A 25,190-nucleotide genomic window follows, 5' to 3' on the forward strand; every position below is an offset into this window, starting at 1 on the left:
GATTATTGCTTAGCTTACATATGATGAAATCGCTCGGATAAATATTTAAATTCATCAATGGATAAAATAATATCCAGCAGTGCCTGTTCAATAAATTCGATATCCTCAGACCCGTCAATGTCATAATCCTCCAGTATTTGATCGAGTATCGACAAGGACTCCTTCTTTAAAAGGATATCGGCCACTACGCGAGGGTGATACGGATTTTGTGGATAGATTAGCTGCAAAATGTCAATGTAAATGAAAGGAATATGACGTTCAACCGGGCTCAAATGGATATTTTTGTGATTATTTTTCTGCGCATGCTGGATAAAAAATTGTATAACGTTACGGACAGATATCATGATATCCCGTAGCTCCTGCTGCATGTTCAGGGTACTGACAAGCTGCGGGGAACTCCGTTTTACCGGCTCTTGACAACCATTATCAATCAGAGGGAATCCGCCTGCCGCAGGCCGATACTGGCGAAACCACTCAGGTCTTCTTTGACGGATCCCGCCCTCAATTTTATGAGGAAAAGTATGGACCGCAAGCCCCAGCTCATCAGCCAGGATCTGAGCGGTGGAATAATCGGAACCATAGCCGCTGTAACAGGAGTGCAACTCAATACTCTCGATGTCTTCTAATGTGAATGTCGGGTCTTTAACGTAAGCCAGGCCCCGGATGATATCCGCCAGTTCGACGGCATCCATATTGTTGATAAGAAACGGCTCGCCATAGTGTTTGATGCGAATACGCGGTTTTTCTTCACTGCTCCAAGGCACTACAGAAATATAACAATCTTTGCCGAAAAGGACCTCCTCGCGGGGGATAAAATGGCGTCGATAACCCGTAATGCGACCATCGATATGAAACTCGGGCCTCATCTCGCTCGGGAGTTCATACGCCAGAATTGGCGTATTATCCATTGCGCCGAATGCGCTGCCGGCCATCACAATGAAGTTTTTATCGCCACGGTGCAAGGTTAACAAATTTTGGTTAAACGTTCCCAATTGTTCGGCAATGACCAACGAAACTCGCTGCTGTGGGGTAAAACCATATAAGTTATTATTTAGGCCAATGAATCTTCCCTGACCGATGCATAACATCAGATGCTCCAGTCGATTCGAGTAATCATAGAGCGCCAAAAGCTTACCTTGATTTATTCTTAATAAATCAGATGTTGTCGATATCTTATATTCATCAACAAGTATGGCATGGCTATTTATAAAATCGTTTTTTGCTTGTTTTATCATTTCCAATAAATGATTTGCACTTTTAGGGGACAGTAATCCACAGTGTAACAATATATAAAGAGGAAGCTCTTCTTTCAATTCAAATGATAACGCTTCGTGGCGAATCGACCTTGCCACAAGATGAGGCAAATGCTGATCTATCTCGCTTATAAAAGCCTTAGATTTCATTAGATAACTATTATGTTTAAGCAGTAGCGGCCTATACCAGGCCGGCTCTTTAATCAGGAAGCCATCTTTAATGAAAACATAGGGCGCCGTGGCTTCACGATAGCTAAAAAACCTGGCATCTTGCATATCATCAAAATCTTTGTATTTAATTAATTCGAAGTCAGTCGGTTGCTGGCTAAACATCATCAGCCACTCGTTTTCCGTAAAAATATCCCTATTATCATTAATGCCAAAAGACAAGCGATTATTGGCAAAGTCAATAATATAACTTTGATTGGCTATGTTAACAGTGATGGCAAAATAGGTTTCCGCGGCCCAATGAAGAACGTCGCTCCAAGCGCTTACGGCACGAAAGCGGATCCTAACGCCATCCTTGCTTTCTAACGCTTGTATTGCGAGAACCGCGGACGTTTTATCATATACAAATTTATTATTAAATTGCATAGCTAAGATGTCTTTTTTCAAAGAAAAGTTTCGATGAAAATCATTAAATATTGAAATGACGCGGTCTCCCGCATTTGTAAATATAGTTTCCCTCTGGTGACGTTCAAGTGAGAAGCGCAGTATGGTTTTGTGAAAATTCACCAAATCGCAATCAGAAAATTGATCAATGCCCGATACGCGTAGGGGTTCAATCTCAATCAATTTTGTGTCCTGAGCATTGTTAGGATGGAAATGATTGACTGGGAGGGGCGAAATCCTTATGTCAACGACTTGCCGTGCGCTGGCGACCCAACCTCCGGAGTGGCTTTGTACAATGGGAATGGCAAAATCTTTGTCGTTGCCGCCTTTCAAGTTGATGATTCTCCATTCACCATGATATTTATCCCAAAAAACGGGGAAATAGTCATTGTCGTTAACAATATAGTATGACTCTGCAGAACCCGAATTTTTTACTAAAATGCCACTGGGCAAGGTTTCGAGTTGATTTTCATCCACTTCTGCTTTCCAGTATTGCCGCAGGTCTTTCTTCCTCGAACTAAACAATCTAATGGCGACGTTGGCTTTTGCTAGCACATCCTGTATTTTAAATTGTAGCGTATCATCTAAGATTGTTAACACTTTGCCTGACGGATGTATGATGTTATAAAATGATGATATTTCATCAGAAAAAGACTTGGCCATTTTGTATCCAATGTTCGGTGTTGAGCCTATAAGTTCATGAAAAACAAAATTCCTTATCATATGATGTTGTACCTTTTCTTTTGTAGCTTTATAAAGAGCATGCTTAAATGTGTTTTCGGATATTTTTTTAAACTGTCCTGAAAGAGCTACAACTGTAGTAACAAGATCATAGAGATCAAAAATGATATCTGCAAACTTGATTTCATGTTCTTCATCATACCATAGCTGGCAGAGTGTGGTAAAAAAAGGAATAAATGAAGCCGTGTATTCCAGCCAGGTATAATGACGCAATGTTTCTTTGGAATTTTGAGCTATTGCAACCAACGTAGCCTGATTGATATTATCGATAGCGTTGATAAATGGGACCTTAAAACTTATAGGCTCAGATGTTTCATCCTTATTGAAGACATAGGATTTTATGATGGAATATAAGTCTGAATCTTTAACCGCAGCAAGAGAATATGCCGATGCAGGAACATCAAAAATTTCTTCTTCAGGAACGTGAAGTAAAATATCTATCATAGAGGTTAATGACTCGCTATTCGCATCGATTTCAGGAAAAAGTGATGCTAAGGCAGTTTCATTAATATGGAAATGAGGACGATGTCTTATATCGAGGCCAGTGGAACAGTTTTCCCAATATTCTTTGATCAGCGCTAAAGTATCGCCATTTTTGAGTACATTGAAATCAGTGATGATCACGAAGCCGTTAAAAGTACTTAATAATACGGTCTTATCATTATGCAGCGTAGCAATAATGAGATATCCTGTATTATCCTTCGGCAGGGAGACGAAGGTGAATGGGGTTAAATCATTCTTAACGTAATTTCGTGAAAAAACTTTAAAGCATAAAATTTTCTTAGCAGGATATACGATATCTACATAATGCAAACTAGATTTTTCTAATGCTTGCATCGTAAGCTTTCTCGCCTCAATAAATGAATGATGCTTTTTATAGTCGACGAATTGATTATAATATTCTTCTAACGATTTCTTTTCGGAAGAGGATTCCAACTTATAAACACTTTTGTAGGGTTGCTGTCTACGGGAGTTATAGTCCATGAAGATCTGCTGCTGTGACATTATAAATTGTTTTAGAACATAAAGTACGTTTAATGAAGATAAAAAACCTTCACTAAGCGTTTTTTTCTGAGAAATGAACCATATTGATGCAGCCTTGATAAAAACATGTAAATCTCCTTTCTTTTCCAAATCGATATATTTTTTTAACATCTCTAGATTGTTTTGATTAAAATCAGGGCTTGCTTGGTCTCGAACGGCTTCGATTTTAGCCGCCACAATACGTTGCTCTTGGTTACTTGCGTTAAGTTTAGTATTATGTTCTATAAAATCTGTAACACAATTTATAAATATCTTTTGCATATTGATAAAATAGCTTAATAAAACAAAAAGAATTTTATCGTTCTTGATGATACCTGTTAGTTCATTATGCCATGCATAGTAATTAGTAAATTTACTCTTTTCTTCATGATTATTATCGATCATGTCAGACAATATATTATGTGTCTGTTCTAACGGAGCAATATTCCTTTGCTGCCAAGATGAAAGAGAACTATTGCTTGATCCGTCTGCTCTAAATAGCTCCGCTATATCCAGAAGACGTTCAAAATAAAAGTTTGCTGAAGGGCGCTGGTAGATGTAATTTATCAATTCCCGATAAAAAAGAGTATCCATATTTTCATTGGTGAGCATCTGTTCGTCAGCGGTAAAAATATCTCCTATATCAGTGATCTCACCCGGCATAATAAAATTTAAACTGTATATGCTGATAGCATTCGTTCTGGTGTAATCAAATATTGAATAGAATTTTGATTTTATCAGGCAGTCTATCAGATGTCTTTTATCGTGATTAATTAGTGCGTGATAAATTTGTTGTGCGTTTATATAGGTTACACGCGACAGGGGAGGATGATCACCTGGGTACAAATGTAAGCGATATTCATTATATGCTTGTTGACATAAATTAAGGACGTGCATCATTTTTTGATAATAGGATTTCCGTCCAAGGGTTTTTTCTCTGACTTTGTGCGCGATTTCCGACTTTGCCATATCAAAGGTTTTATTTTTAATAATTAAAATGACGTCCTTGATTATTTCTGTATTGATGCGGCTTGAAGCTTCTTTCAATTGCTTAACAATATTGCTAATAAAATCTTCGACCATGAAATTTTCAGCGACATGACGTTTTAGTCTTTTCAGTTGAGCTGTATTCTCTTGTGTTAACTCTTTAAGGGACGAAATGATGTCCTCAAACTGGACTTTGGAAATAATGATATTTAGAGAGGTAAATTTATCTTTAAGGTAAAGGCCGCCATGAAAGATTTTTGCCATTTTTTTGCCAATAAATTTATCGAACTCCAGCAGGTTACTCAATGGATCGGATAATGGTGGGTTACTGGCCCTGACAAAGTCTTGAAACATATTAAGAAGCAGAGTTTGAGCCTCCCTATTGGCGAGAGAAATCTGGAATTCGAGGCCATCAATACTGAATAATAATCGGCTGTTGGCGTCAATTTCTCCGCTGCTATACTCTGCTTGCGGCGGCAGCGTCTCGCTTAGCGCGGATGCGGTGGGGGAATTTACGGCCTGGTTAAGGTCTTCATCAGATTCGTGGTCTTTTACCGTTCTTAGCCGCGCTGAAAATTCCGCCTCTGCCGTATGTATGATTGTGCCGGGATAAAAAACCGAAGATGTTGTGGGCTGCCCCTCCGACTGAGGGAATATCAGCGGGTCACGTAAGCCGCTGAACCACTTGGCGGTGCTTCCCACCCAATCAGGCCAATTATATACGCCGAGCCATCCCCCGCCTTGAACAAGCTGGCTTAATAAAAGGGAAAGCGACCCATAGAAGGGTAGCGGTTTGTGGTAATCTTGCTGAATATGGTAATTATTGCCATCTGAAACCACCAGTGATTTGTTAAAATAGCCGGCAAAAATCAGGTTACCGCTCGGTAGCATTATTTTTTTTGTCGCAACGCTGAATTTTTTGTCGTGCAATTCAATCTGTATATATTTTGTATGACCCGAAGTTAACAAACAATCCATATTATTTGTAAGTTCATTTACGCATCTGAATAAATAATCAACTCTTTCTTCCTCAATATTTTTTTCACAATTATTTATGTCGTGAGATTCATCTGCTTTATTATCAATAGATGAAAGGGAATCTTTAATTTGAATATTGTTTATTTTTTTTATGGAATAAGTGTAATAATGTAATACATTAGTCTTTTGAGAATGTTTGATTTGATAATCAATATGATATATTTTATTATTTTCTAATAAACAAGTTTCTTTTGTCATGGCAAGATCCTTATATATGGATAGGGTTATCTGAATATAAAATGGAATTGTTTTCGTGATGAGTGAAATAAATTAGCGGTCTACTTTTTTAAATTTGATGAAATAATTTTCTCTAGAAGATAATCGATTTTTCACTGACCCATAGAACATATCATCAAACATTCGCATGTGGAATTAAAGAGTAAAAATTAAGGGTTTTATCGCTTCTCAGACGAAGAAAATAATTAGGCCGCCTGTCGGCGGCCCAATGGGTAAATAGGAGGGTAGCGAAAAGGATTTAGAAACGACTATCAACGGCGCCCGCCAGCATGGCCAGCAGCCTTTCGCTGTCTTCCCAGCCAAGGCAGCCATCTGTGATGGATTGACCATAGGTCAACGCTTGGCCGGGTATCAGCGCCTGGCTGCCTTCAACCAGAAAACTCTCGGCCATGATGCCTGCTACCCGCCGGCTACCGTCGCTTATCTGCCTGCATACGGATTCCGCCACGTCCAGCTGGCGGCGATACTGCTTCTGGCTGTTGCCATGGCTGAAATCCACCAGCAGATGCGGCGGCAACCCATGCTCCTGTAGATGCCCGCAGGCCTGCTGGACATCGGCGCTATGATAGTTAGGCGTGCGGCCGCCGCGCATAATGATATGGCCATAGGGATTTCCCGCCGTTTGGTAAATGGTCATCTGGCCCTGTTTATCCGGGGACAAGAACATATGAGACGCGCGGGCGGCGCGTATGGCGTCGATGGCAATCTGCGTATTGCCGTCGGTGCCGTTCTTGAATCCAACCGGGCAGGAGAGGGCAGACGCCATCTCACGGTGGATCTGGCTCTCGGTGGTGCGGGCGCCGATGGCGCCCCAGCTGATTAAATCGGCAATATACTGGCCCATCACCATATCCAGGAACTCGGTGGCGGTGGGCAATCCTATCTCATTGACCGTGAGCAGCAAGCGCCGCGCCAACTCGAGCCCGTCATTGACCCGATAACTGCCGTCAAGACCCGGATCGGAAATCATGCCCTTCCAGCCCACTACCGTGCGGGGTTTCTCAAAATAGGTGCGCATGACGATTTCCAGCCGATCCCGGTAGCGAACGCGCAGGGTATTCAACTGCCGGGCATAGTCGATGGCGGCGTCGGTATCGTGGATGGAACAGGGGCCAATCACCACCAGCAGGCGGGGATCACGGCCGTGCAGAATCCCTTCGATACGGTGGCGCGCGGCGGTAACGCTTTCCGCTACTATGGCGCTAAGAGGCAGTTTGTCGGCTAACGTTGCCGGCTCAATAAGACGACCAATGCGCCTGGTGCGCAATTCATCTGTGTTAAACATGAACAATCTCTAAAATGGCTTCTTCTCAACGGTGAAATACCGGGAAGTGATGGCGATCACAATAAACCAAAACCAGATGAATTCAACAATAATAATGACCAGGCGGATTAGTACATACGACGGCTCAGGCCAAGTAAATCCATTATTTTGGTGGCTATCTCCTCTACGGAGTGATTGGTGGAGTTTAGGTAGCGGATTTGGTTATTCCGGAACAAGAGCTCAACCTCGCTGACCTCGAAACGGCACTGGCGCAATGAAGCGTACTGACTGTTGTTCAGTCGTTCATCCCGAATGGCGGCCAGACGCTCCGCATCGATGGTCAATCCGAATAATTTATCATGAAATGGTTTCAACGCCGCGGGCAAACGCAAATTATCCATATCATCGGCGATAAACGGATAATTGGCGGCGCGGATGCCGTATTGCATGGCCAGATAAAGGCTGGTAGGGGTTTTTCCGCAGCGGGAAACGCCCAGTAGAATGATTTGCGCCTGGTCGAGATTGCGCAGCGAAATCCCGTCGTCGTGGGCGAGGGTATAATCAATGGCCGCGATGCGTGCATCGTATCTGTTCAGATTGGTGGCGGTCAGCCCATGGGTGCGGTGCGCCACCGGATCCGGCGATAACCCCAGCTCCTGTTGCAGGGGCGCCACCAGGGCTTGCACCACATCCTGGCAAAAGCCGTCGCTGGCTTCCACGATGGTGCGGACAACCGGCGACACGATGGAATAAAAAACCAGGGGCCGAATGCCGCTTTGCTTATAAATCGCATTTATCTGTTCGCTTACGGCAATAGCGCGGGATTCCGTTTCAACAAAAGGCAACGTATAACTGTTGGTGGTCACCGGGAATTGCGACAGCACCGCATGGCCGACCACTTCGGCGGTAATGGCGGTGCCGTCCGAGATAAAAAATACGCTTCTTTCCATATGTCGCTCCCGCGGTTTGTTGGGCTAAACTCTGAATTTTAGCGCTGGCTCGATTCATCCCGGGCCCGCGTATTAGGCTTTATGCTACGCTCACTGAATAACGCTTTTCCCACCAGACTTTTTCATTATAAGTAAAAGGATGACGCAGATGTCTATAACTGACAATGATACTGATAATATACTCTGGTATAACCAACTCGGGATGCATGATGTTGACCGGGTAGGGGGTAAAAACGCCTCCCTGGGAGAAATGATAACCCATTTATCCGGGCTGGGAGTCTCGGTGCCCAACGGTTTCGCCACGACCGCCGACGCATTTAATGACTTTCTTAACCAGAGCGGCATCAACCAACGTATATATGACCTGCTGGACCGCCTTGATGCCGATGATATCGGCGAGCTTTCGGCGGCCGGCAATCAGATCAGGCAGTGGATAATCGACACCCCGTTTCAGCCTGCCTTGCAGGCGGCCATTACGTCGGCCTACCGGACATTGTCCGCTGACGACAGCGAGGCGTCTTTTGCCGTGCGCTCGTCAGCCACCGCGGAAGATATGCCTGACGCGTCATTCGCCGGCCAGCAGGAAACCTTTCTGAATGTTCAGGGTATCGATGCGGTAATGACCGCCATCAAGCATGTCTACGCTTCCCTGTTCAACGATCGCGCCATCTCCTACCGGGTACATCAGGGCTACGATCACCGCGGCGTGGCGCTCTCCGCCGGCGTGCAGCGCATGGTGCGTTCCGACCTGGCTGCATCCGGGGTAATGTTTACCATTGATACGGAATCCGGTTTCGATCAGGTGGTATTCATTACCGCCGCCTACGGACTGGGCGAAATGGTGGTGCAAGGCGCGGTGAATCCGGATGAATTCTACGTGCATAAACCTACGCTGCAGGCCGGAAAACCGGCCATAGTGCGACGGAATATCGGTTCCAAAAAAATCCGTATGGTCTATGCCGGCAGCCAGGAACATGGAAAGCAGGTCCGCATTGAAGATGTGCCGGAAGCAGAACGGCATCGTTTTGCCCTTACCGATGATGAAGTCCAGGCGTTGGCCCGTCAGGCATTGCAAATAGAACAGCATTATCAGCGCCCGATGGATATTGAGTGGGCCAAGGACGGCCATACCGGTCAATTATTCATTGTCCAGGCCCGGCCGGAAACGGTGCGGTCACGGGGGCAGGTCATGGAGCGCTACCAGCTCAAATCCCGCGGCGAGGTGCTGATCGAGGGGAGGGCCATCGGCCATCGCATCGGCGCCGGTCCGGTCAAGGTCATCCATGACATCAGCGAAATGAACCGGGTTGAAGCCGGCGACGTGCTGGTCACCGACATGACCGATCCGGACTGGGAACCCATTATGAAAAAGGCCGCCGCCATCGTCACTAACCGCGGCGGACGCACCTGTCACGCGGCCATTATCGCCCGCGAATTGGGCATCCCGGCGGTGGTGGGCTGCGGCGACGCCACCGAGCGCGTCACGGAAGGCCAGAATGTCACGGTATCCTGCGCGGAGGGAGACACCGGTTATGTTTATCATGAACTGCTGGATTTTGACGTCAATAGCGCCAAAATTGAACAAATGCCGGCGCTGCCGCTGAAAATCATGATGAATGTCGGCAATCCCGACCGGGCATTCGACTTTGCCTGCCTGCCCAATGACGGCGTGGGCCTGGCGCGGCTGGAGTTTATCATTAACCGCATGATTGGCGTTCATCCCCGGGCATTACTGGAATTCGACCAGCAAACGCCGCAGTTGCGCGAAGAGATCGGGCGGATGATTCAAGGTTACGCCGGTCCGAAAGAGTATTATATCGCCCGCTTGACTGAGGGCGTGTCTACCCTGGCCGCGGCGTTCTGGCCGAAACGGGTCATCGTGCGTCTTTCCGATTTCAAAACCAACGAATATGCCAACCTGGTGGGCGGCGATAAATATGAACCCTCGGAAGAGAACCCGATGCTGGGCTTTCGCGGCGCGGGCCGGTATATCGCCGACAGCTTCAAGGCCTGTTTTGCCTTGGAATGCGATGCCATCAAGCGGGTACGCAACGAGATGGGGCTGACCAATGTGGAGATCATGATTCCGTTTGTCCGCACCGTCGCCCAGGCCGAGGCGGTGGTGGAGGAACTGGCGCGGCAGGGATTAAAGCGCGGCGAGCAGGGACTTAAAATCATCATGATGTGCGAGATCCCCTCCAATGCCCTGCTGGCGGAGCGATTCCTTGAGCACTTTGACGGTTTCTCCATTGGTTCCAATGATATGACCCAGCTGGCGCTGGGACTGGACCGGGATTCAGGTCTGGTATCGGCCCTGTTCGACGAACGGGATGAGGCAGTGAAAGCGCTATTGTCCATGGCGATTGTCGCGGCTAAAAAACAGGGTAAATATGTCGGGATTTGCGGTCAGGGGCCGTCGGATCATGAGGATTTTGCCGCCTGGCTCATGGAACAGGGCATCGACAGCCTGTCGCTGAATCCGGATACGGTAGTCAAAACCTGGCTTAGCCTGGCGGAGATTAAATAACCTTATTATCAATCCGGATTAATATCGGGAAGAACAGCCGGGCATGCCCCGGCTGTTTTGTATTAGGCGCTGTATTAGGTTGTGTATTAGCTTAAAAAAAATTGAACAGAATAAATTAATTTAAGTAAGAATATTTGGCGGAATAAAAAAAAGCCCATCCTATGAGACGGGCAAAGACTACACACAGCAATTCATTTAACTCAGGGGAAACCGTGATGTAAAATCAGAGAGTTGAGTTAATTGATGCCCCAATGATATGAATTGCGGGGCATTGAGTCATTAAGAATCATCCTAATCATTGAATACTAATTAATTATTATCAATATAATAAGAAATATGTCTGATGCCCAGAACAATCGCGGTCGTTATATCTTCTGACCGGAAATAGAGACAGTGCAGGAATAATAAGGCTGGCTGAGAAATTAATCCGGAAAATCCAAAGGGGCTTTCTGATATGGAACCCGGCGTCGATATCGCGGCCGGGCGTGGATGGGGACTTAGCCGGCCTTGCCCGCTACGAGCCGCCGGCGGTTGCGGTCATAACCGCAACCGTGCCTTAAGGAATATCCCGCAGGTGTTTACCCGGATCGTGTATTTCACCGGGCTCCGGCGCTTCGTGAACCCAGGCAAAGCACAGGCGATAGGATACCGCCAGCACCACGGGACCAATAAACAGCCCGATCATGCCGAAGGCGAGCAATCCGCCGATAACGCCGCACAGCACCAGGAGAATAGGTAAATCCGCCCCCATGCGGATAAAGACCGGCCGCAGGAAATTATCCAGCGTGGCTACTACGCAGCTCCATATCAGCAGCAGGGTGCCCCAGGTGGTCTCACCGCTCCAATAGAGCCAGATCATGGCGGGAATCAAGACCAGCAAAGGGCCAAGCTGGGCGATGCACAGAATAAACATCACGATGGTCAGGATGGTGGCAAAGGGGATGCCGGCCACCGCCAGGCCTATTCCTCCCAGCACCGCCTGGACAATGGCGGTTAACACCACCCCCAGCGCCACCGCGCGGATGGCCTGCGCCGCCAGCAGCACAGAGGCGTCTCCCCGTTCGGCTCCCAAACGGATGGCGAAATGGCGCACCGCCAGTCCCACCCGCTCACCGCGGATATACAGCAGGACGCTGAACAGGATCATCAGGCCGCAATGGATGAGAAAGCTGCCCACCTGCGCCACCTGCGCCAGCAGCCAGGTGGCCGATTGGCCGATATAGGGTTGCACTTTGCTCATGAGCAGGCTGCCGCCGCCGGAGATCATGGCCTGCCAGCCGGAATAAAGCTTGTGGCCCACCAGGGGGATATCGTGCAGCCAATGCAGTGTCGGCAAGGTTAATCGATTCGGCTGAGTGGCCCAGGCAAGCAGTGGAGCGCTATTGTCAATCAGGCTGCTCACCAAAAAGGATACCGGCAGTACAAAAAGCAGCAGCAGCAAAATGGTCATCGCCAGGACCGCCAGTGAGCGTCGTCCCCAAAACAGGTTTTGTAATCTTATCAGCAGCGGCCAGGTGGCAATCACCACCATGCTGGCCCAGGCGAATCCCAGGATAAAAGGCTGTACCACCCAAAAGCAGGCCAGGCTCATCAGTGCGATAAACGCAACGCCGAACAGCATTCTGGGCAGATCGATCAGTTGACGCGGGTAATCCATGTAAGCGTTTTTCACCTCAGTTAACAGGCAGGTCAAGAGATATACTAGGTCCTTCGGCTACAGCCTTAATGATGCGTTATTTCACGCTTTTTTGACAGCTTGCGCTAAAAACTTTAACGCCGATATTACAGTGACTCCCTGTATGCCGATGTGAACGGGCTCCGCAGGAGAAGATTTTTTCCTCACAGCGCGCAAGGTAAAAAGAAATATGATAAAACAACCCTACCATGCCGATACCACTCACTTTCGAAAAAACAGGCTCACCGTTAATGATTCCTCAGATTTCCCAGGCCCCTGGGCTTGCCAAACCGGTAATTGATTTTCTCCATGAACTGAAATTCAACGGCTTTGCCGGCGACAGCGCCACCAGTTATGCCGACCGGCTCACCATGGCCACCGATAACAGCGTTTATCAATTATTGCCCGACGCGGTGGTTTTTCCCCGCAGCACAGATGATGTGGCGCTTATCGGCAAGCTGGCGGCAGACCCGCGGTTCGCCTCGATCACCTTCACCCCCCGCGGCGGTGGAACCGGCACCAACGGCCAGTCTCTCAATACCGGTATCGTAGTGGATATGTCCCGTTATATGAACCGTATCCTGGACGTGAATACCGAGCAAGGCTGGGTCAAAGTGGAAGCGGGGGTCATCAAGGATCAGCTGAATCTGTTTTTAAAGCCGCTGGGGTATTTTTTCGCTCCCGAATTATCCACCAGTAATCGCGCCACCCTTGGCGGCATGGTGAATACCGATGCCTCCGGGCAGGGGTCGCTGGTGTATGGCAAGACTTCGGATCATGTTCTGGGCCTGCGTGCCGTGCTGTTGGGCGGCGAGCAGATTGAGACCCGCGCCATGAGCATTGCCGACGCCGAGGAGCTTGCCGCCGGGGAGGGAGCTGCGGGGCGTATTTACCGCACGGTGCTGGACAGCTGCCGGGCGCGGCGGTCGCTGATTCTGGAAAAATTCCCCAAGCTTAACCGGTTTCTCACCGGTTATGATTTGCGCCACGTCTTCAGCGACGATATGCAGACCTTCGATCTGGGCCGGATTCTCACCGGATCGGAAGGGACGCTGGCCTTTATCACCGAAGCCCGGCTGGATATCACGCCGTTGCCGAAAGTCCGGCGGCTGGTTAATATCAAATACGACTCTTTCAATTCCGCGCTGCGCAGCGCGCCTTTCATGCTGGAAGCCCATGCATTGTCGGTGGAAACCGTCGACTCCAAGGTGCTAGACCTGGCGCGGGAAGACATCATCTGGCATTCGGTGAAAGAGCTGATACAGGACGTACCGGGGCGGGAGGTATTGGGACTGAATATCGTCGAGTTCGCCGGTGACGATCTTTCCCTTATCAACCAGCAGTTGGCCGCCCTGTGCCAAAGATTGGACGGGCTGATGGCCGCGCGGCAGGAAGGGGTTATCGGTTACCAGATCTGCGATCGGCCGGCGGATATCGAGCGTATCTACGCCATGCGTAAAAAAGCGGTGGGGTTGCTGGGCAACAGCAAAGGGCCCGCCAAGCCTATCCCGTTCGCCGAGGACACCTGCGTACCGCCGCAGCATCTGGCTGACTATATTGTCGAGTTCCGGCAATTGCTCGACAGCCATCATCTGCAATACGGCATGTTCGGCCACGTGGATGCCGGGGTGCTGCACGTCAGGCCGGCGCTGGATATGTGCGATCCGGCGCAGGAAGTATTGATGAAAACGCTGTCGGATCGGGTGGTCGCCCTCACCGCCAAGTACGGCGGGCTGCTATGGGGCGAGCACGGCAAGGGTTTTCGCGCCGAGTACAGTCCGGCATTTTTCGGCGAAACGCTTTATGAAGAATTGAGAAGAATAAAATCGGCGTTTGATCCCTATAACCGCCTCAACCCCGGCAAAATCTGCTCTCCACTGGAGAGCCGCGCGCCGATGAAAACCGTCGACGGGGTGAAACGGGGCGCTTATGACCGGCAAATCCCCATTGCGGTCCGGAACTCTTTTCGCGGCGCGATGGAGTGCAACGGCAACGGGCTTTGTTTCAATTTCGATGCCCGCAGTCCCATGTGTCCGTCGATGAAAATCACCGGCGACCGCATCCATTCGCCCAAAGGGCGGGCGACGCTGGTACGGGAGTGGCTGCGGCTGCTGGCGGAGCAGGGCGTGGACCCGCTGGAGCTGGAAAAGAATCTGCCCGCCGGGATGGCGAGCCTGCGCGATTTGGTGGCGCGGGCGCGCAACAGCCGGCGGGCCGACCGCGGCGAATATGATTTTTCCCATGAGGTCAAAGCGGCCATGTCCGGCTGTCTGGCCTGCAAGGCCTGTTCTACCCAATGCCCCATCAAGATTGATGTGCCGGGATTTCGGTCGCGCTTTCTCCAGCTTTATCACAGCCGCTATCTGCGCCCCTTGCGCGATCACCTGGTGGCCGGCGTGGAAAGCTATGCGCCTTTGATGGCACGAGCGCCGTCATTTTTCAATTTTTTTCTAAAACAGCCCTGGTTGAATGAATTGAGCCGCAAACGCATCGGCATGGTGGATTTGCCGCTGCTGTCGGCCCCTTCGCTGCGCGCGCAGCTGGCGGGGCATCGCGCCGCCGATACCACGCTGGAACAGCTGGAAGCCATGAGCGCCGAACAGCGGCAAGGACATGTGCTGGTGGTGCAGGATCCCTTTACCAGCTATTACGATGCCGGCGTGGTGACGGATTTTATCCGGCTGGTGGAAAAGCTGGGTTTTAAACCGGTGCTGCTGCCTTTTTCGCCGAACGGTAAAGCCCAGCACATCAAAGGTTTTTTGCAGCGCTTTGCCAAAACCGCCGCCAAAACCGCCGATTTTCTTAACCGTACCGCGCTGCTGGGCTTGCCCATGGTGGGTGTGGACCCGGCTCTGGTCCTTTGTTATCGCGATGAATACCGGGAGGCGCTGGGTGACGGGTTGGGAAATTTCAAGGTTATGCTGGTACATGAATGGTTGATGGGCCTGCCGCAGACCCTGTCCCCGGCGCCGTCAGCGGAAAATACCTGGTATCTTTTCGGCCACTGCACCGAATCCACCGAACTTCCCGCCAGCGGCCAGCAATGGGCGTCCATCTTTTCCCGCTTCGGCGCCCGGCTGGAGAACGTCAGCGTCGGCTGCTGCGGCATGGCCGGCACCTATGGCCATGAAAGCGCCAATGTGGAAAATTCTTTGGGTATTTATGCCCTTTCCTGGCAGCAGCCCCTGCAGCGTTTGCCGCGGACGCGTTGTCTGGCCACCGGCTACTCCTGCCGCAGCCAGGTGAAACGCATCGAAGGCGAGGGCATTCGCCATCCTTTACAGGCTTTACTGGAGATCATGTGATGATTTGGAAACGACCGGCCTCCCTTGAGGGTCTTAATCAACATAGCCGGAATACCCTGGTCGCCCATCTGGGCATTGTCTATACCCGTATCGGCGACGACGAACTGGAAGGGGTGATGCCGGTGGACCACCGGACCCGTCAACCGTTCGGTTTGCTGCACGGCGGCGCTTCGGCGGTGCTGGCGGAATCCCTGGGCTCGGTGGCGGGTTATCTTTGTACCGAAGGCGGGCAGCGGGTGGTGGGGCTTGAAATCAACGCCAATCACCTGCGCGGCGTTACGGAGGGCAGCGTACGCGGCGTCTGCCGCCCCCTACACGTCGGGCGTACCCACCAGGTCTGGGATATCCGCATTCATGACGACCAACAAAGATTGACCTGTATCGCCCGCCTCACCACGGCGGTGCTGGAACCACGCTAAGCTGACCCTGGCGGAGCGGTTGGCCGCTTAACCCTGCTGACGGGCGTGCGCGTCGGCGCGGAACTTCAGGCGCACCATCAGCAACGCGGCGAGGGCGGCCATCATTGCCGCGCACAGGTAAAGATAGGACATGCCCAAATGGGACATGACAAAGCCCGCGGCCGGGCCCGCCAGGCTCAGTCCGAGATCGAGGAAAGCGGAATAGGTGCCCAGGGCGGTGCCCTGGTTTTGCGGCGGGACCTGTTTAACCGCTTCCACCCCCAGCGCCGGAAATACCAGGGAAAATCCCGCACCGGTGAGCAGTGCGCCCAAATCCGCCACCATGGCGTCGGGCGCCGCCCAAATCAGTAACAATCCCAGCATCTCGCAAATAAACGACAGGAGCGAGACGGTCAGTCCGCCGTAAATGTTAATAACATTGCCGGAAATCAACCTTACGCCGACAAAGGCACAGCTCATTAGCGTCAGGGAAAACGCCGCTCCGCTCCAGCCGAGATCGGCGAAATAGAGCGTGATAAAACTGACAATCACCCCAAAGCCCATGGTGCCCAGGCCCAATCCGAGGCCATAGGGCCAGATTTTGCCCACCACGGTGGTGAATGCGATGCGCTTTCCGGTAACGATGGAGACTGCCGGTTTGCGCAACGCCACCGCCCAGGCGCCAAGGCCAATGAAAAGCACAAACACGCCCACCGCCCCGATCCCGCCGAGGAAGTTGAGCCAAACGCCGAGGGGGGCGCCGATGGCGATGGCGCCATAGGTGGCTACGCCGTTCCAGGATATGACCCGGGCGGTATGGAACTGGCCGACCCGGGCGATGCCCCAGAGCGTGGAGCCGGTGCTGGCAAAGCTCTCGCCGATGCCCAGCACCAGCCTGCCGATGAACAGCAGCCCGAGGCTGCTCCAGGGCGTTGCCGTCATCCAGGCGGCCAAAAGATACATCAGTCCGCTAAGACCACAGCAGCTCAATCCGATCAAGACCACTTTCTTGGGTCCCAGCATGTCGGCATAGCGTCCCGCATGGGGGCGGCTGAGCAGCGTGGCGATATATTGTATACTGATGGCGAAGCCGGCGATGACGGTGTTAAAGCCCAGCCGGTTATGGGTAAAACCGGGAATAATGGCCAGCGGCAGGCCGATGGACAGGTAGCAGATAAAGGTAAAAAAGACGATGGGTATGATAAGTTTGTTGAGCTGAGGCGTGGTTAAGACGGGCTTGGGAACCGCTGACGAAGGCATAAGCGTGAGAGATCCGGCAATTGACTGTTTTCAATAGCATAACGCGAGCGGGCCGGACTATCTCCTTAAAAAATGCTAATAATTGTATTATTATTGCCGGCCGCCGGTCTGCCACATGGGCTAAATGGCGGAAATGTGATATAATTGTATTATAATTGTAACGAAAGAAAAAGACGGTTTAGCAGGTCGGCGCCTCCCCGGCCATGAGCGGGCCGGGAGTAAAGGTTCCGGCGCTTATGGCACGGATTGCTTGTTAAAAACCCTGCGCGCGGGGGTAATGTAAAGTAGCATGGCGGGACCGGATCTTATTATTGTTTATTTGTTTTAGTTGCATAAACCGAACGGGTAAATAATGATGGTAATCATTATCAATTAACGCCCTGGTGCTTTATTCGGCAATACCCCTATATTCAGCGCCTGATGATGGTTCCTTGTACAAAAATGTACATAACGGCGACGTTCGGTTCGCCTGTCATAAAAATAGTTTTTTTCGATGAATTATTTGTCACTGTAAGAAAAAAAAAGATCTGATAATTATTTTGTGGTTTTTATTTTGATCAAACTACTTTAAAATCAATATAGTATAAATATTTAGTTCATATATTATAACAACTTAAATCGTTAAAACATCGCCGCCAATCCGAATAGACCGGCATTTACCGCCGCTTTTGTCTATTCCCCTGCTAAGGGCAAGGTTGCAGTGTTAATTGATATCACTAACATAGAGAGATTGCGGTTTATCAATCTTGTCATATTGAGAGGTCAGTTTTATGCAAACGGACACCGTTGAAACTTTTTCACTCGAGGATAATACCTGGCAAGGCCTGACCCTGAGCGAAGCAGCAGCCAAACAGATACGTCGCCTGGCGGAGCAGAATGCCGAAATGCGGGGGTTGCGCCTGGGTGTGAAACAATCGGGTTGCGCCGGCTTCGGCTATGTGGTGGAGATGGCTACCCGTCAAGAGGATAGCGAACTGGTTTATGAACGTGATGGGGCCCACCTCTATGTGCCGCTTAAAGCCATGCCTTTTATTGACGGCACGGAAGTGGATTATGTGCAGGAAGGCCTGAATCACGTATTTAAATTCAATAATCCCAAAGCTCAGCATGCCTGCGGGTGTGGCGAAAGCTTTGGTCTTTGAGCGGATGAACCATTATGGCACGAAGCAATATTGAAACTCCCGAGCCCATCAATGCCGCGCCGGAGCCCTGGGTAAAAAGCGCTAACTATAAAGAAGGCTTTTTTACCCAACTGGTCACTGACGAGCTGGCCCATGGCATCAGCGAAGAGGTGGTGCGGGCTATTTCGGCGAAACGCAACGAACCGGAATGGATGCTGGAGTTTCGCCTTAATGCCTATCGCGCCTGGCTGAATATGGAAGAACCGCACTGGTTGAAAGCGTACTATAAGCCGCTGGACTATAACGAATACAGCTATTATTCCGCGCCTTCCTGCGGCAGTTGCGATGATAACTGCGGCTCCCAGCCGGGGGCGATGCAACAGCCCGGCGTCGACGCGGCGAACAGCTATCTCACCACCGAGGTGGAAGCGGCGTTCAACCAGCTGGGCGTACCGGTACGGGAAGGCTCGGAAGTCGCCGTGGACGCTATTTTCGACTCGGTGTCGGTATCCACCACCTATCGCGATAAGCTGGCGAAAGAGGGCATTATTTTCTGCTCCTTCGGCGAGGCCATTCACGAACATCCGGATCTGGTTCGCCAGTATCTGGGCAGCGTAGTGCCTCCCAACGATAACTTTTTCGCCGCGCTGAATTCCGCTGTGGCCTCGGACGGCACCTTTGTCTACATCCCGAAAGGGGTGCGTTGTCCCATGGAGCTTTCCACCTATTTTCGCATCAATGCGGCGAAAACCGGCCAGTTCGAACGGACAATCCTGATTGCCGATGAAGACAGCTACGTCAGCTATATCGAAGGATGTTCGGCGCCGGTGCGCGACAGCTATCAGCTGCATGCCGCGGTGGTGGAGGTCATCGTCCACAAGAATGCCGAGGTAAAATATTCTACGGTGCAGAATTGGTTCGCGGGCAGCGAAACCGAGGGGGGCATCTTGAACTTTGTCACCAAGCGGGCACTGTGCGAAGGGGAAAATTCCAAGATGTCGTGGACCCAGTCGGAAACCGGCTCGGCCATCACCTGGAAGTATCCTAGCTGTATCTTGCGCGGCGACAATTCGGTAGGGGAATTTTTCTCTGTAGCCCTGACCAACGGCAACCAGCAGGCCGATACCGGCACCAAGATGATTCACATCGGTAAAAATACCCGCTCCACCATTATCTCCAAGGGTATTTCCGCGGGTAAAAGCGAGAATACCTACCGCGGCCTGGTGAAGATTATGCCCACCGCCACCAATGCCCGTAATTACACCCAGTGTGATTCGATGCTTATCGGCAGCGAAAGCGGCGCGCACACCTTTCCTTATGTGGAAGTGCGCAACAGCACCGCCCAGTTGGAGCACGAGGCCACCACCTCGCGCATCGGCGAGGATCAACTGTTTTATTGCCGCCAGCGCGGCATCAGCGAAGACGACGCCATTTCGATGATTGTCAACGGCTTCTGCAAGGACGTGTTCTCTGAATTGCCGTTGGAATTCGCCGTGGAGGCGCAGAAACTTTTAGCCATCAGTCTTGAACATAGTGTGGGTTAAGCCATTGACCACACAGTAAGTATTCTGCCTGATTGCTGGTCTGGATAGTCGGGTAAAGGAAAAAAAATGTTAACAGTTCGTAATTTGAACGTGAGTGTGGAAGATAACAGCATCCTCAAGGGCCTGAACCTTGAAGTTAAACCCGGCGAGGTGCACGCCATAATGGGGCCGAACGGTTCCGGGAAAAGCACCTTGTCCGCCACGCTGGCGGGACGGGAAGATTACCGGGTCACCGAGGGGGAAGTGCTGTTCAAGGGCAGGGATTTGCTGACGCTGGATCCTGAGGAGCGCGCCGGGGAAGGGATTTTCATGGCCTTCCAATATCCGGTTGAAATCCCGGGCGTCAGCAACCAGTTCTTTTTACAGACGGCGGTGAACGCGGTACGCAAATATCGTGGTCAGGAACCGCTGGATCGTTTTGATTTTGCCGATTTCATTGAAGAAAAAATCGCCTTGCTGAAAATGCCGGCGGATCTCCTGACCCGGTCGGTAAACGTCGGCTTTTCCGGCGGTGAAAAAAAACGCAATGACATTCTGCAAATGGCGGCCCTTGAGCCTTCCCTCTGCATCCTGGATGAAACCGACTCCGGTCTGGATATCGATGCGCTGAAAATCGTGGCGCACGGGGTCAATACCCTGCGTAACCAAAATCGCTCATTTATTATCGTCACCCATTACCAGCGTATCCTGGATTATATCAAACCGGATCAGGTCCATGTGCTTTATCAGGGCCGCATCGTGAAATCCGGCGATTTCGCCCTGGTGAAACAGCTGGAGGAGCAAGGCTATGGCTGGCTTACCGAACAAGAATAATGCCCGGACACTGCAGCAGTGGCATCATTTATTCGAAGGCCAGAGCGTTTCCCGCTCAGCGCAATCCTACGCCCATTGGCAAAACGTGGAACGGCTGGGTTTGCCTACGCGCAAGCACGAGCAGTGGAAATACACCCCTCTGGAAGGATTGCTGTCCCATCGTTTCTCCCAGGCGCAGGCACAGTCCGTTACCCCGGAGCAGCGCGACCGGCTGAGTCTGCCGCTGGATGCCGTGCGGCTGGTGTTTATTGACGGACGGTTCGAGCCGGGCCTGAGCGACAGCGCTACGGGTTCCTGGCTTATCGACATTGAGCGCGGCGCGGCGCGCACGACCCTGCCCGAGCCTATCCAGCCGGAAATATTTTTGCATCTGACCGAGAGCCTCAGCCGCGAAACCACCCGTATCCGGCTGCCCGCCGGCAAAACGGCGGAAAAACCGCTCTACCTTCTGCATATCAGCAGCGGCGTTGACGATGCCGAAGAGCTGAATACCCTGCATTACCGCCACCATGTTGATGTGGAACGCGGGGCGCAGGCCGAGGTTATCGAACATTTTGCCAGCCTGGACGGGCAGGGGCATTTTACCGGCGCCCGCCTTACCATGACGGTGGGGGATAACGCGCGGTTAAGCCATATCAAGCTGGCGTTTGAAAATCGCGCCAGCTACCACTTTGCCCATGATGATATCGTTATCGGCCGCGACGCCTTCGTACGCAGCAACAGCTTTTTGCTCGGCGCCGGTCTGACCCGTCATCAGGTAAGCGCCCGGCTTGACGGCGAGGGATCCGACCTGGCCATTAACAGCCTGCTGTTGCCGTCGGAAAATGACGTGACCGACACCCGGACGTATCTGGAGCATAACAAAGGATATTGCCTGAGCCGCCAGCTGCACAAAATCATTGCCCGCGATCGGGGCAAAGGCGTATTCAACGGTCTTATCAAGGTGGCCAAATACGCGGTGAAAACCGACGGACGGATGACCAACAATAATCTGCTGTTGGACCGGCTGTCCGAGGTGGACACCAAACCACAGCTGGAAATTTACGCTGACGACGTCAAATGCAGCCATGGGGCTACCGTGGGCCGGATAGATGATGAGCAGATGTTCTATTTACGCTCACGGGGCATTCCCCGCCAGGAAGCGCAGGAGATGATTATCCATGCGTTTGCCGCCGAAATCACCGAGGCGATGGACAACCAGGTCGTGCGGAAAACCGTATTGGCCCGTATCGCCGATGCTTTGCAAGGAGGGAGTCATGTCCTATCCCATTGAACGAGTGCGTGGGGATTTTCCCATTCTGGCACGAGACGTTAACGGACAGCCGCTCACCTATCTTGATAGCGCGGCCAGTGCGCAGAAACCCAATATCGTTATTGATACCGAACGGGATTATTACCGCCAGGGCTATGCCGCCGTGCATCGCGGCATCCATACCCTAAGCGCGCAAGCCACTACCCGGATGGAAGATGTCCGAGCCCAGGCGGCGCGCTTTATCAACGCGGCATCGGATGAGGAAATCATCTTTGTCAAAGGCACCACCGAGGGTATCAACCTGGTGGCCAACAGCTACGGGCGTCAATTTTTCCAGCCTGGGGATAATCTGATCCTGACGGAAATGGAACATCACTCCAATATCGTTCCCTGGCAGCTTATCGCCGCGGAACGGCAGGTGGAAGTCAGGGTATTGCCGTTGCTGGCGGACGGTACGCTGGATGAGGAAAAGCTATCCTCGCTTATTGACGATCGTACGCGGTTGCTGGCCATCACCCAGGTTTCCAATGTGCTGGGCACCGTAAACCCGTTGAAGAGGCTGATCGCACGGGCTCGCGCTGCCGCCGATCTGGTGGTGTTGGTGGACGGAGCCCAGGGCATCATGCATGGCAAAGTGGATGTGCAGGCGCTGGATTGCGATTTCTATGCCTTCTCCGGCCATAAGATTTATGGTCCGTCCGGTATCGGTATCCTGTATGGTAAAAAAGCGCTGCTGGACCGGATGCCGCCATGGGAGGGGGGCGGGTCGATGATCCAATCCGTCAGCCTGACGGAAGGCACCACCTTTCTCGAACCGCCCTGGCGTTTCGAAGCGGGTTCTCCGAATACCGCGGGCATGATGGGCTTGGGGGCGGCGCTGAGCTATGTGGAAAGCCTGGGCCTGGATAATATCCGGCAGTACGAGGGCGAGCTGATGCACTATGCCTTGGAGTCATTGCAGCAGGTGCCGGATTTGATCCTGTATGGTCCCGCGGATCGGGCTGGGGTTATCGCGTTCAACCTGGGCAAACACCATGCCTATGATGTGGGTAGCTTCCTCGATCAGTACGGTATTGCCATTCGTACCGGCCACCATTGCGCGATGCCGCTGATGGCTTATTATCAGGTGCCTAGTATGTGTCGCGCCTCCCTGGCCCTGTATACCACCCGTGAGGACATTGATCGGCTGGTGACCGGTCTGGTACGAGTCCGGCGTTTGCTGGGCTGAATCCGTCGCCTGTGGAGAACATGAGTCATGGCGAATCTGCCGGATAAGAATAAACTACTGCGTAACTTTTCCCGCTGCAGTAATTGGGAAGAGAAGTATATGTATATCATTGAATTGGGCGCTCAATTGGATCCGCTGCCCTCGGGAACCCGTATTGCCGGCAATTTGATTTCCGGCTGCCAGAGCCAGGTGTGGATCGTTATGAACCGTGATCCCCAGACGGGGGAAGTGAGGTTTTTCGGCGACAGCGACGCGGCCATTGTGAAGGGACTGATTGCCACGGTATTCGTTTTTTATCACGGCCTGGCGCCTTCGGAGATTGTCGCAGAGGATGTGCGGCCGTTTTTCAGCGAACTGGCCTTGAGCCAGCATCTCACTCCGTCCCGCTCCCAGGGGTTGGAGGCCATGGTGCGCGGCATTCGGAAAAAAGCCGCCGCATTGCATTAATTTCCGCCCTTCCGGCCCTGGTGATAGCGGGCCTACCATGCCATGGGGCTACTCCGGCGGGCGGTAAAACCGCGCGCGCTTCGACCCCATCGGCATGTTCTCCCTTTAACAGGCTCGCTGCACGTTCGGTGATCGCGGGCCTACCGTGGCATGGGGCGCTCCGGCCGCCGCAAGACGGCGGCTTCGACCCCATTGCCGCGGTCTCCCTTTAACAGGCTCGTTGCACGATCGGCGCCGGCGGGCCTACCGTGGCATGGGGCGCTACGCCTGTCTCTTTTTATCGGCGAATTCTTATTGCAGGGGTCGGCAGGCGGCTGCTATTGGTGGTGAGGTTTATTGTCCGCCGGTGAGAAGTCTGCCGGAAACCGGATTTGAAAATAAAAACTGCTAGGAAGACACTATGAATCGAACCTTGACCCTAATAGGTTTTGCCATGGCCGCCTGCTTGGCGGGAGCCATCGGCAGCGCGGCGGCTACCGAGTATCCGTTGCCGCCGCCTGACAGTCGCCTTATCGGTGAGAATACCATAGCCACGGTGGCCAATAACGGCGGTTCGCTGGAGGCGGTGGCCGCGCAATATAAAATTGGTTTATTGGCGATGCTGGAGGCCAATCCCGGCACCGATCCCTATTTGCCGACACCGGGTACCGAGCTCACCATTCCCGCGCAGATGCTGTTGCCCGATGCTCCGCGAAAAGGCATTGTCATCAATCTTGCCGAACTGAGGCTATTTTATTATCCCCCGGGGGGCAACAGCGTCATCGTTTACCCCATCGGCATCGGCCAACTGGGTCGTAATACGCCGGTCATGGTTACCTCCATCGTCAAGAAGATCACCAACCCTACCTGGACGCCGACCCCAAATATCCGCAAGCATTATCTGGCTGAGCAGGGTATTACGCTGCCGGCGGTGGTTCCGGCCGGCCCGGACAACCCCATGGGATTGTTCGCCCTGCGTCTGTCGGCGGGCGGCGGGACCTATCTTATCCACGGAACCAATGCCAATTTCGGCATCGGCATGCGGGTCAGCTCCGGGTGTATCCGGTTACGTCCCGATGATATCCAGGCATTGTTCGAGCAGGTGCCTGTCGGCACCCGGGTGCAGGTGGTGAATGAACCCATTAAGGTGGCCGTTGAACCCGACGGCAAGCGATATATGGAAGTACATCAGCCTTTGTCCCGCAACGATAAGGACGATCCGCAGACTATGCACATCGCCCTTACGCCAAAGGTGAAAAAATTCATCGGCGACAAAGCCTCGGATAAAACGGTCGCCGATGAAGCGATAGTCCGCCGCGCCGGTATGCCGATCCTGATTTCCTCCGGTATTGCCGAAGACAGTTTGCCGCCGGCCGATATGTCCGCGCCGGTACCCCAATCATCTCCCGCGGCGACCGTTAGTCGGGTTGCTGAAAGCGATGGCGCGCTCTAGCGTGTAAAGGCTGCCAAACGGCAATCCTGGCCATTGTGGGTCATTGGTCGTGTGGTGGGGTCAGTCAGAGGATAAAACAGCGC

General features: G+C 51.8%; 15 protein-coding genes and 1 other RNA gene. 10 read left to right on the top strand and 6 right to left on the bottom strand.

What is annotated here, in order from left to right:
* Positions 1-14 precede the first annotated feature (14 nt).
* The 3 genes from ACL2XO_RS14825 to ACL2XO_RS14835 form a co-directional block, all read right to left on the bottom strand.
* Positions 15-5,852, bottom strand: a complete 5,838-nt coding sequence (locus tag ACL2XO_RS14825) for a hypothetical protein (RefSeq protein ID WP_413740952.1) — start codon at positions 5,850-5,852, stop codon at positions 15-17.
* Between the two features lie 277 nt (positions 5,853-6,129).
* The gene (locus ACL2XO_RS14830; protein ID WP_203521439.1) at positions 6,130-7,176 is read right to left on the bottom strand and encodes a 3-deoxy-7-phosphoheptulonate synthase; all 1,047 of its coding nucleotides are present in this window, start codon (positions 7,174-7,176) and stop codon (positions 6,130-6,132) included.
* 107 nt (positions 7,177-7,283) lie between these two features.
* On the bottom strand, positions 7,284-8,105 hold the full coding sequence (locus ACL2XO_RS14835) for a pyruvate, water dikinase regulatory protein (RefSeq protein WP_132921612.1): 822 nt from the start codon (positions 8,103-8,105) through the stop codon (positions 7,284-7,286).
* Between the two features lie 148 nt (positions 8,106-8,253).
* Here ACL2XO_RS14835 and ppsA point away from each other — a divergent pair, with 148 nt between their 5' ends.
* On the top strand, positions 8,254-10,632 hold the full coding sequence (ppsA, locus tag ACL2XO_RS14840; RefSeq protein ID WP_413740953.1) for a phosphoenolpyruvate synthase: 2,379 nt from the start codon (positions 8,254-8,256) through the stop codon (positions 10,630-10,632).
* Positions 10,633-10,774: 142 nt separating this feature from the next.
* Here ppsA and rprA read toward each other — a convergent pair.
* Together rprA and ydiK are read right to left on the bottom strand one after the other, a co-directional pair.
* An RNA gene (rprA, locus tag ACL2XO_RS14845) (antisense sRNA RprA) lies at positions 10,775-10,879 on the bottom strand.
* A 309-nt stretch (positions 10,880-11,188) separates the two neighbouring features.
* Positions 11,189-12,289 (bottom strand): AI-2E family transporter YdiK, encoded by a 1,101-nt coding sequence (ydiK, locus tag ACL2XO_RS14850; RefSeq protein ID WP_132921610.1) that lies wholly within the window; start codon positions 12,287-12,289, stop codon positions 11,189-11,191.
* Between the two features lie 269 nt (positions 12,290-12,558).
* On the opposite strand from ydiK, the gene ACL2XO_RS14855 reads away from it, so the two are divergent.
* Together ACL2XO_RS14855 and ACL2XO_RS14860 are read left to right on the top strand one after the other, a co-directional pair.
* The gene (locus ACL2XO_RS14855; RefSeq protein WP_413740954.1) at positions 12,559-15,612 is read left to right on the top strand and encodes an FAD-binding and (Fe-S)-binding domain-containing protein; all 3,054 of its coding nucleotides are present in this window, start codon (positions 12,559-12,561) and stop codon (positions 15,610-15,612) included.
* Positions 15,612-16,031 carry a hotdog fold thioesterase gene (locus ACL2XO_RS14860; protein ID WP_413724446.1) on the top strand — a complete coding sequence of 140 codons (420 nt, stop codon included), beginning with the start codon at positions 15,612-15,614 and terminating at the stop codon, positions 16,029-16,031. The genes ACL2XO_RS14855 and ACL2XO_RS14860 overlap by 1 nt, the downstream gene beginning before the upstream one ends.
* A gap of 27 nt (positions 16,032-16,058) precedes the next feature.
* On the opposite strand, the gene ACL2XO_RS14865 is transcribed toward ACL2XO_RS14860, so the two are convergent.
* Positions 16,059-17,270 carry an MFS transporter gene (locus ACL2XO_RS14865; protein ID WP_413740955.1) on the bottom strand — a complete coding sequence of 404 codons (1,212 nt, stop codon included), beginning with the start codon at positions 17,268-17,270 and terminating at the stop codon, positions 16,059-16,061.
* 770 nt (positions 17,271-18,040) lie between these two features.
* On the opposite strand from ACL2XO_RS14865, the gene sufA reads away from it, so the two are divergent.
* The 7 genes from sufA to ACL2XO_RS14900 all read left to right on the top strand — a co-directional run bounded on the left by sufA (position 18,041) and on the right by ACL2XO_RS14900 (position 25,107).
* Positions 18,041-18,412 carry a Fe-S cluster assembly scaffold SufA gene (gene sufA, locus ACL2XO_RS14870; protein WP_132921606.1) on the top strand — a complete coding sequence of 124 codons (372 nt, stop codon included), beginning with the start codon at positions 18,041-18,043 and terminating at the stop codon, positions 18,410-18,412.
* Between the two features lie 14 nt (positions 18,413-18,426).
* Complete coding sequence (sufB, locus tag ACL2XO_RS14875) at positions 18,427-19,935, top strand: Fe-S cluster assembly protein SufB (RefSeq protein ID WP_132921605.1); 1,509 nt, start codon at positions 18,427-18,429, stop codon at positions 19,933-19,935.
* A 66-nt stretch (positions 19,936-20,001) separates the two neighbouring features.
* Positions 20,002-20,748, top strand: a complete 747-nt coding sequence (gene sufC / locus ACL2XO_RS14880; RefSeq protein ID WP_132921604.1) for a Fe-S cluster assembly ATPase SufC — start codon at positions 20,002-20,004, stop codon at positions 20,746-20,748.
* Positions 20,723-22,021, top strand: a complete 1,299-nt coding sequence (sufD, locus tag ACL2XO_RS14885; RefSeq protein WP_132921603.1) for a Fe-S cluster assembly protein SufD — start codon at positions 20,723-20,725, stop codon at positions 22,019-22,021. The genes sufC and sufD overlap by 26 nt, the downstream gene beginning before the upstream one ends.
* Positions 22,005-23,228, top strand: a complete 1,224-nt coding sequence (gene sufS / locus ACL2XO_RS14890; RefSeq protein ID WP_413724448.1) for a cysteine desulfurase SufS — start codon at positions 22,005-22,007, stop codon at positions 23,226-23,228. The genes sufD and sufS overlap by 17 nt, the downstream gene beginning before the upstream one ends.
* Positions 23,229-23,255: 27 nt before the next feature.
* A complete protein-coding gene (gene sufE / locus ACL2XO_RS14895; RefSeq protein WP_413724449.1) occupies positions 23,256-23,675 on the top strand; it encodes a cysteine desulfuration protein SufE in 420 nt (139 codons plus the stop codon).
* A 400-nt stretch (positions 23,676-24,075) separates the two neighbouring features.
* Positions 24,076-25,107 carry a L,D-transpeptidase family protein gene (locus tag ACL2XO_RS14900; RefSeq protein ID WP_413724450.1) on the top strand — a complete coding sequence of 344 codons (1,032 nt, stop codon included), beginning with the start codon at positions 24,076-24,078 and terminating at the stop codon, positions 25,105-25,107.
* Positions 25,108-25,190 lie beyond the last annotated feature (83 nt).

Origin of the sequence: Sodalis sp. RH15 (genome assembly GCF_047324255.1) — a bacterium.
GTDB lineage: Bacteria > Pseudomonadota > Gammaproteobacteria > Enterobacterales > Enterobacteriaceae > Acerihabitans > Acerihabitans ligni.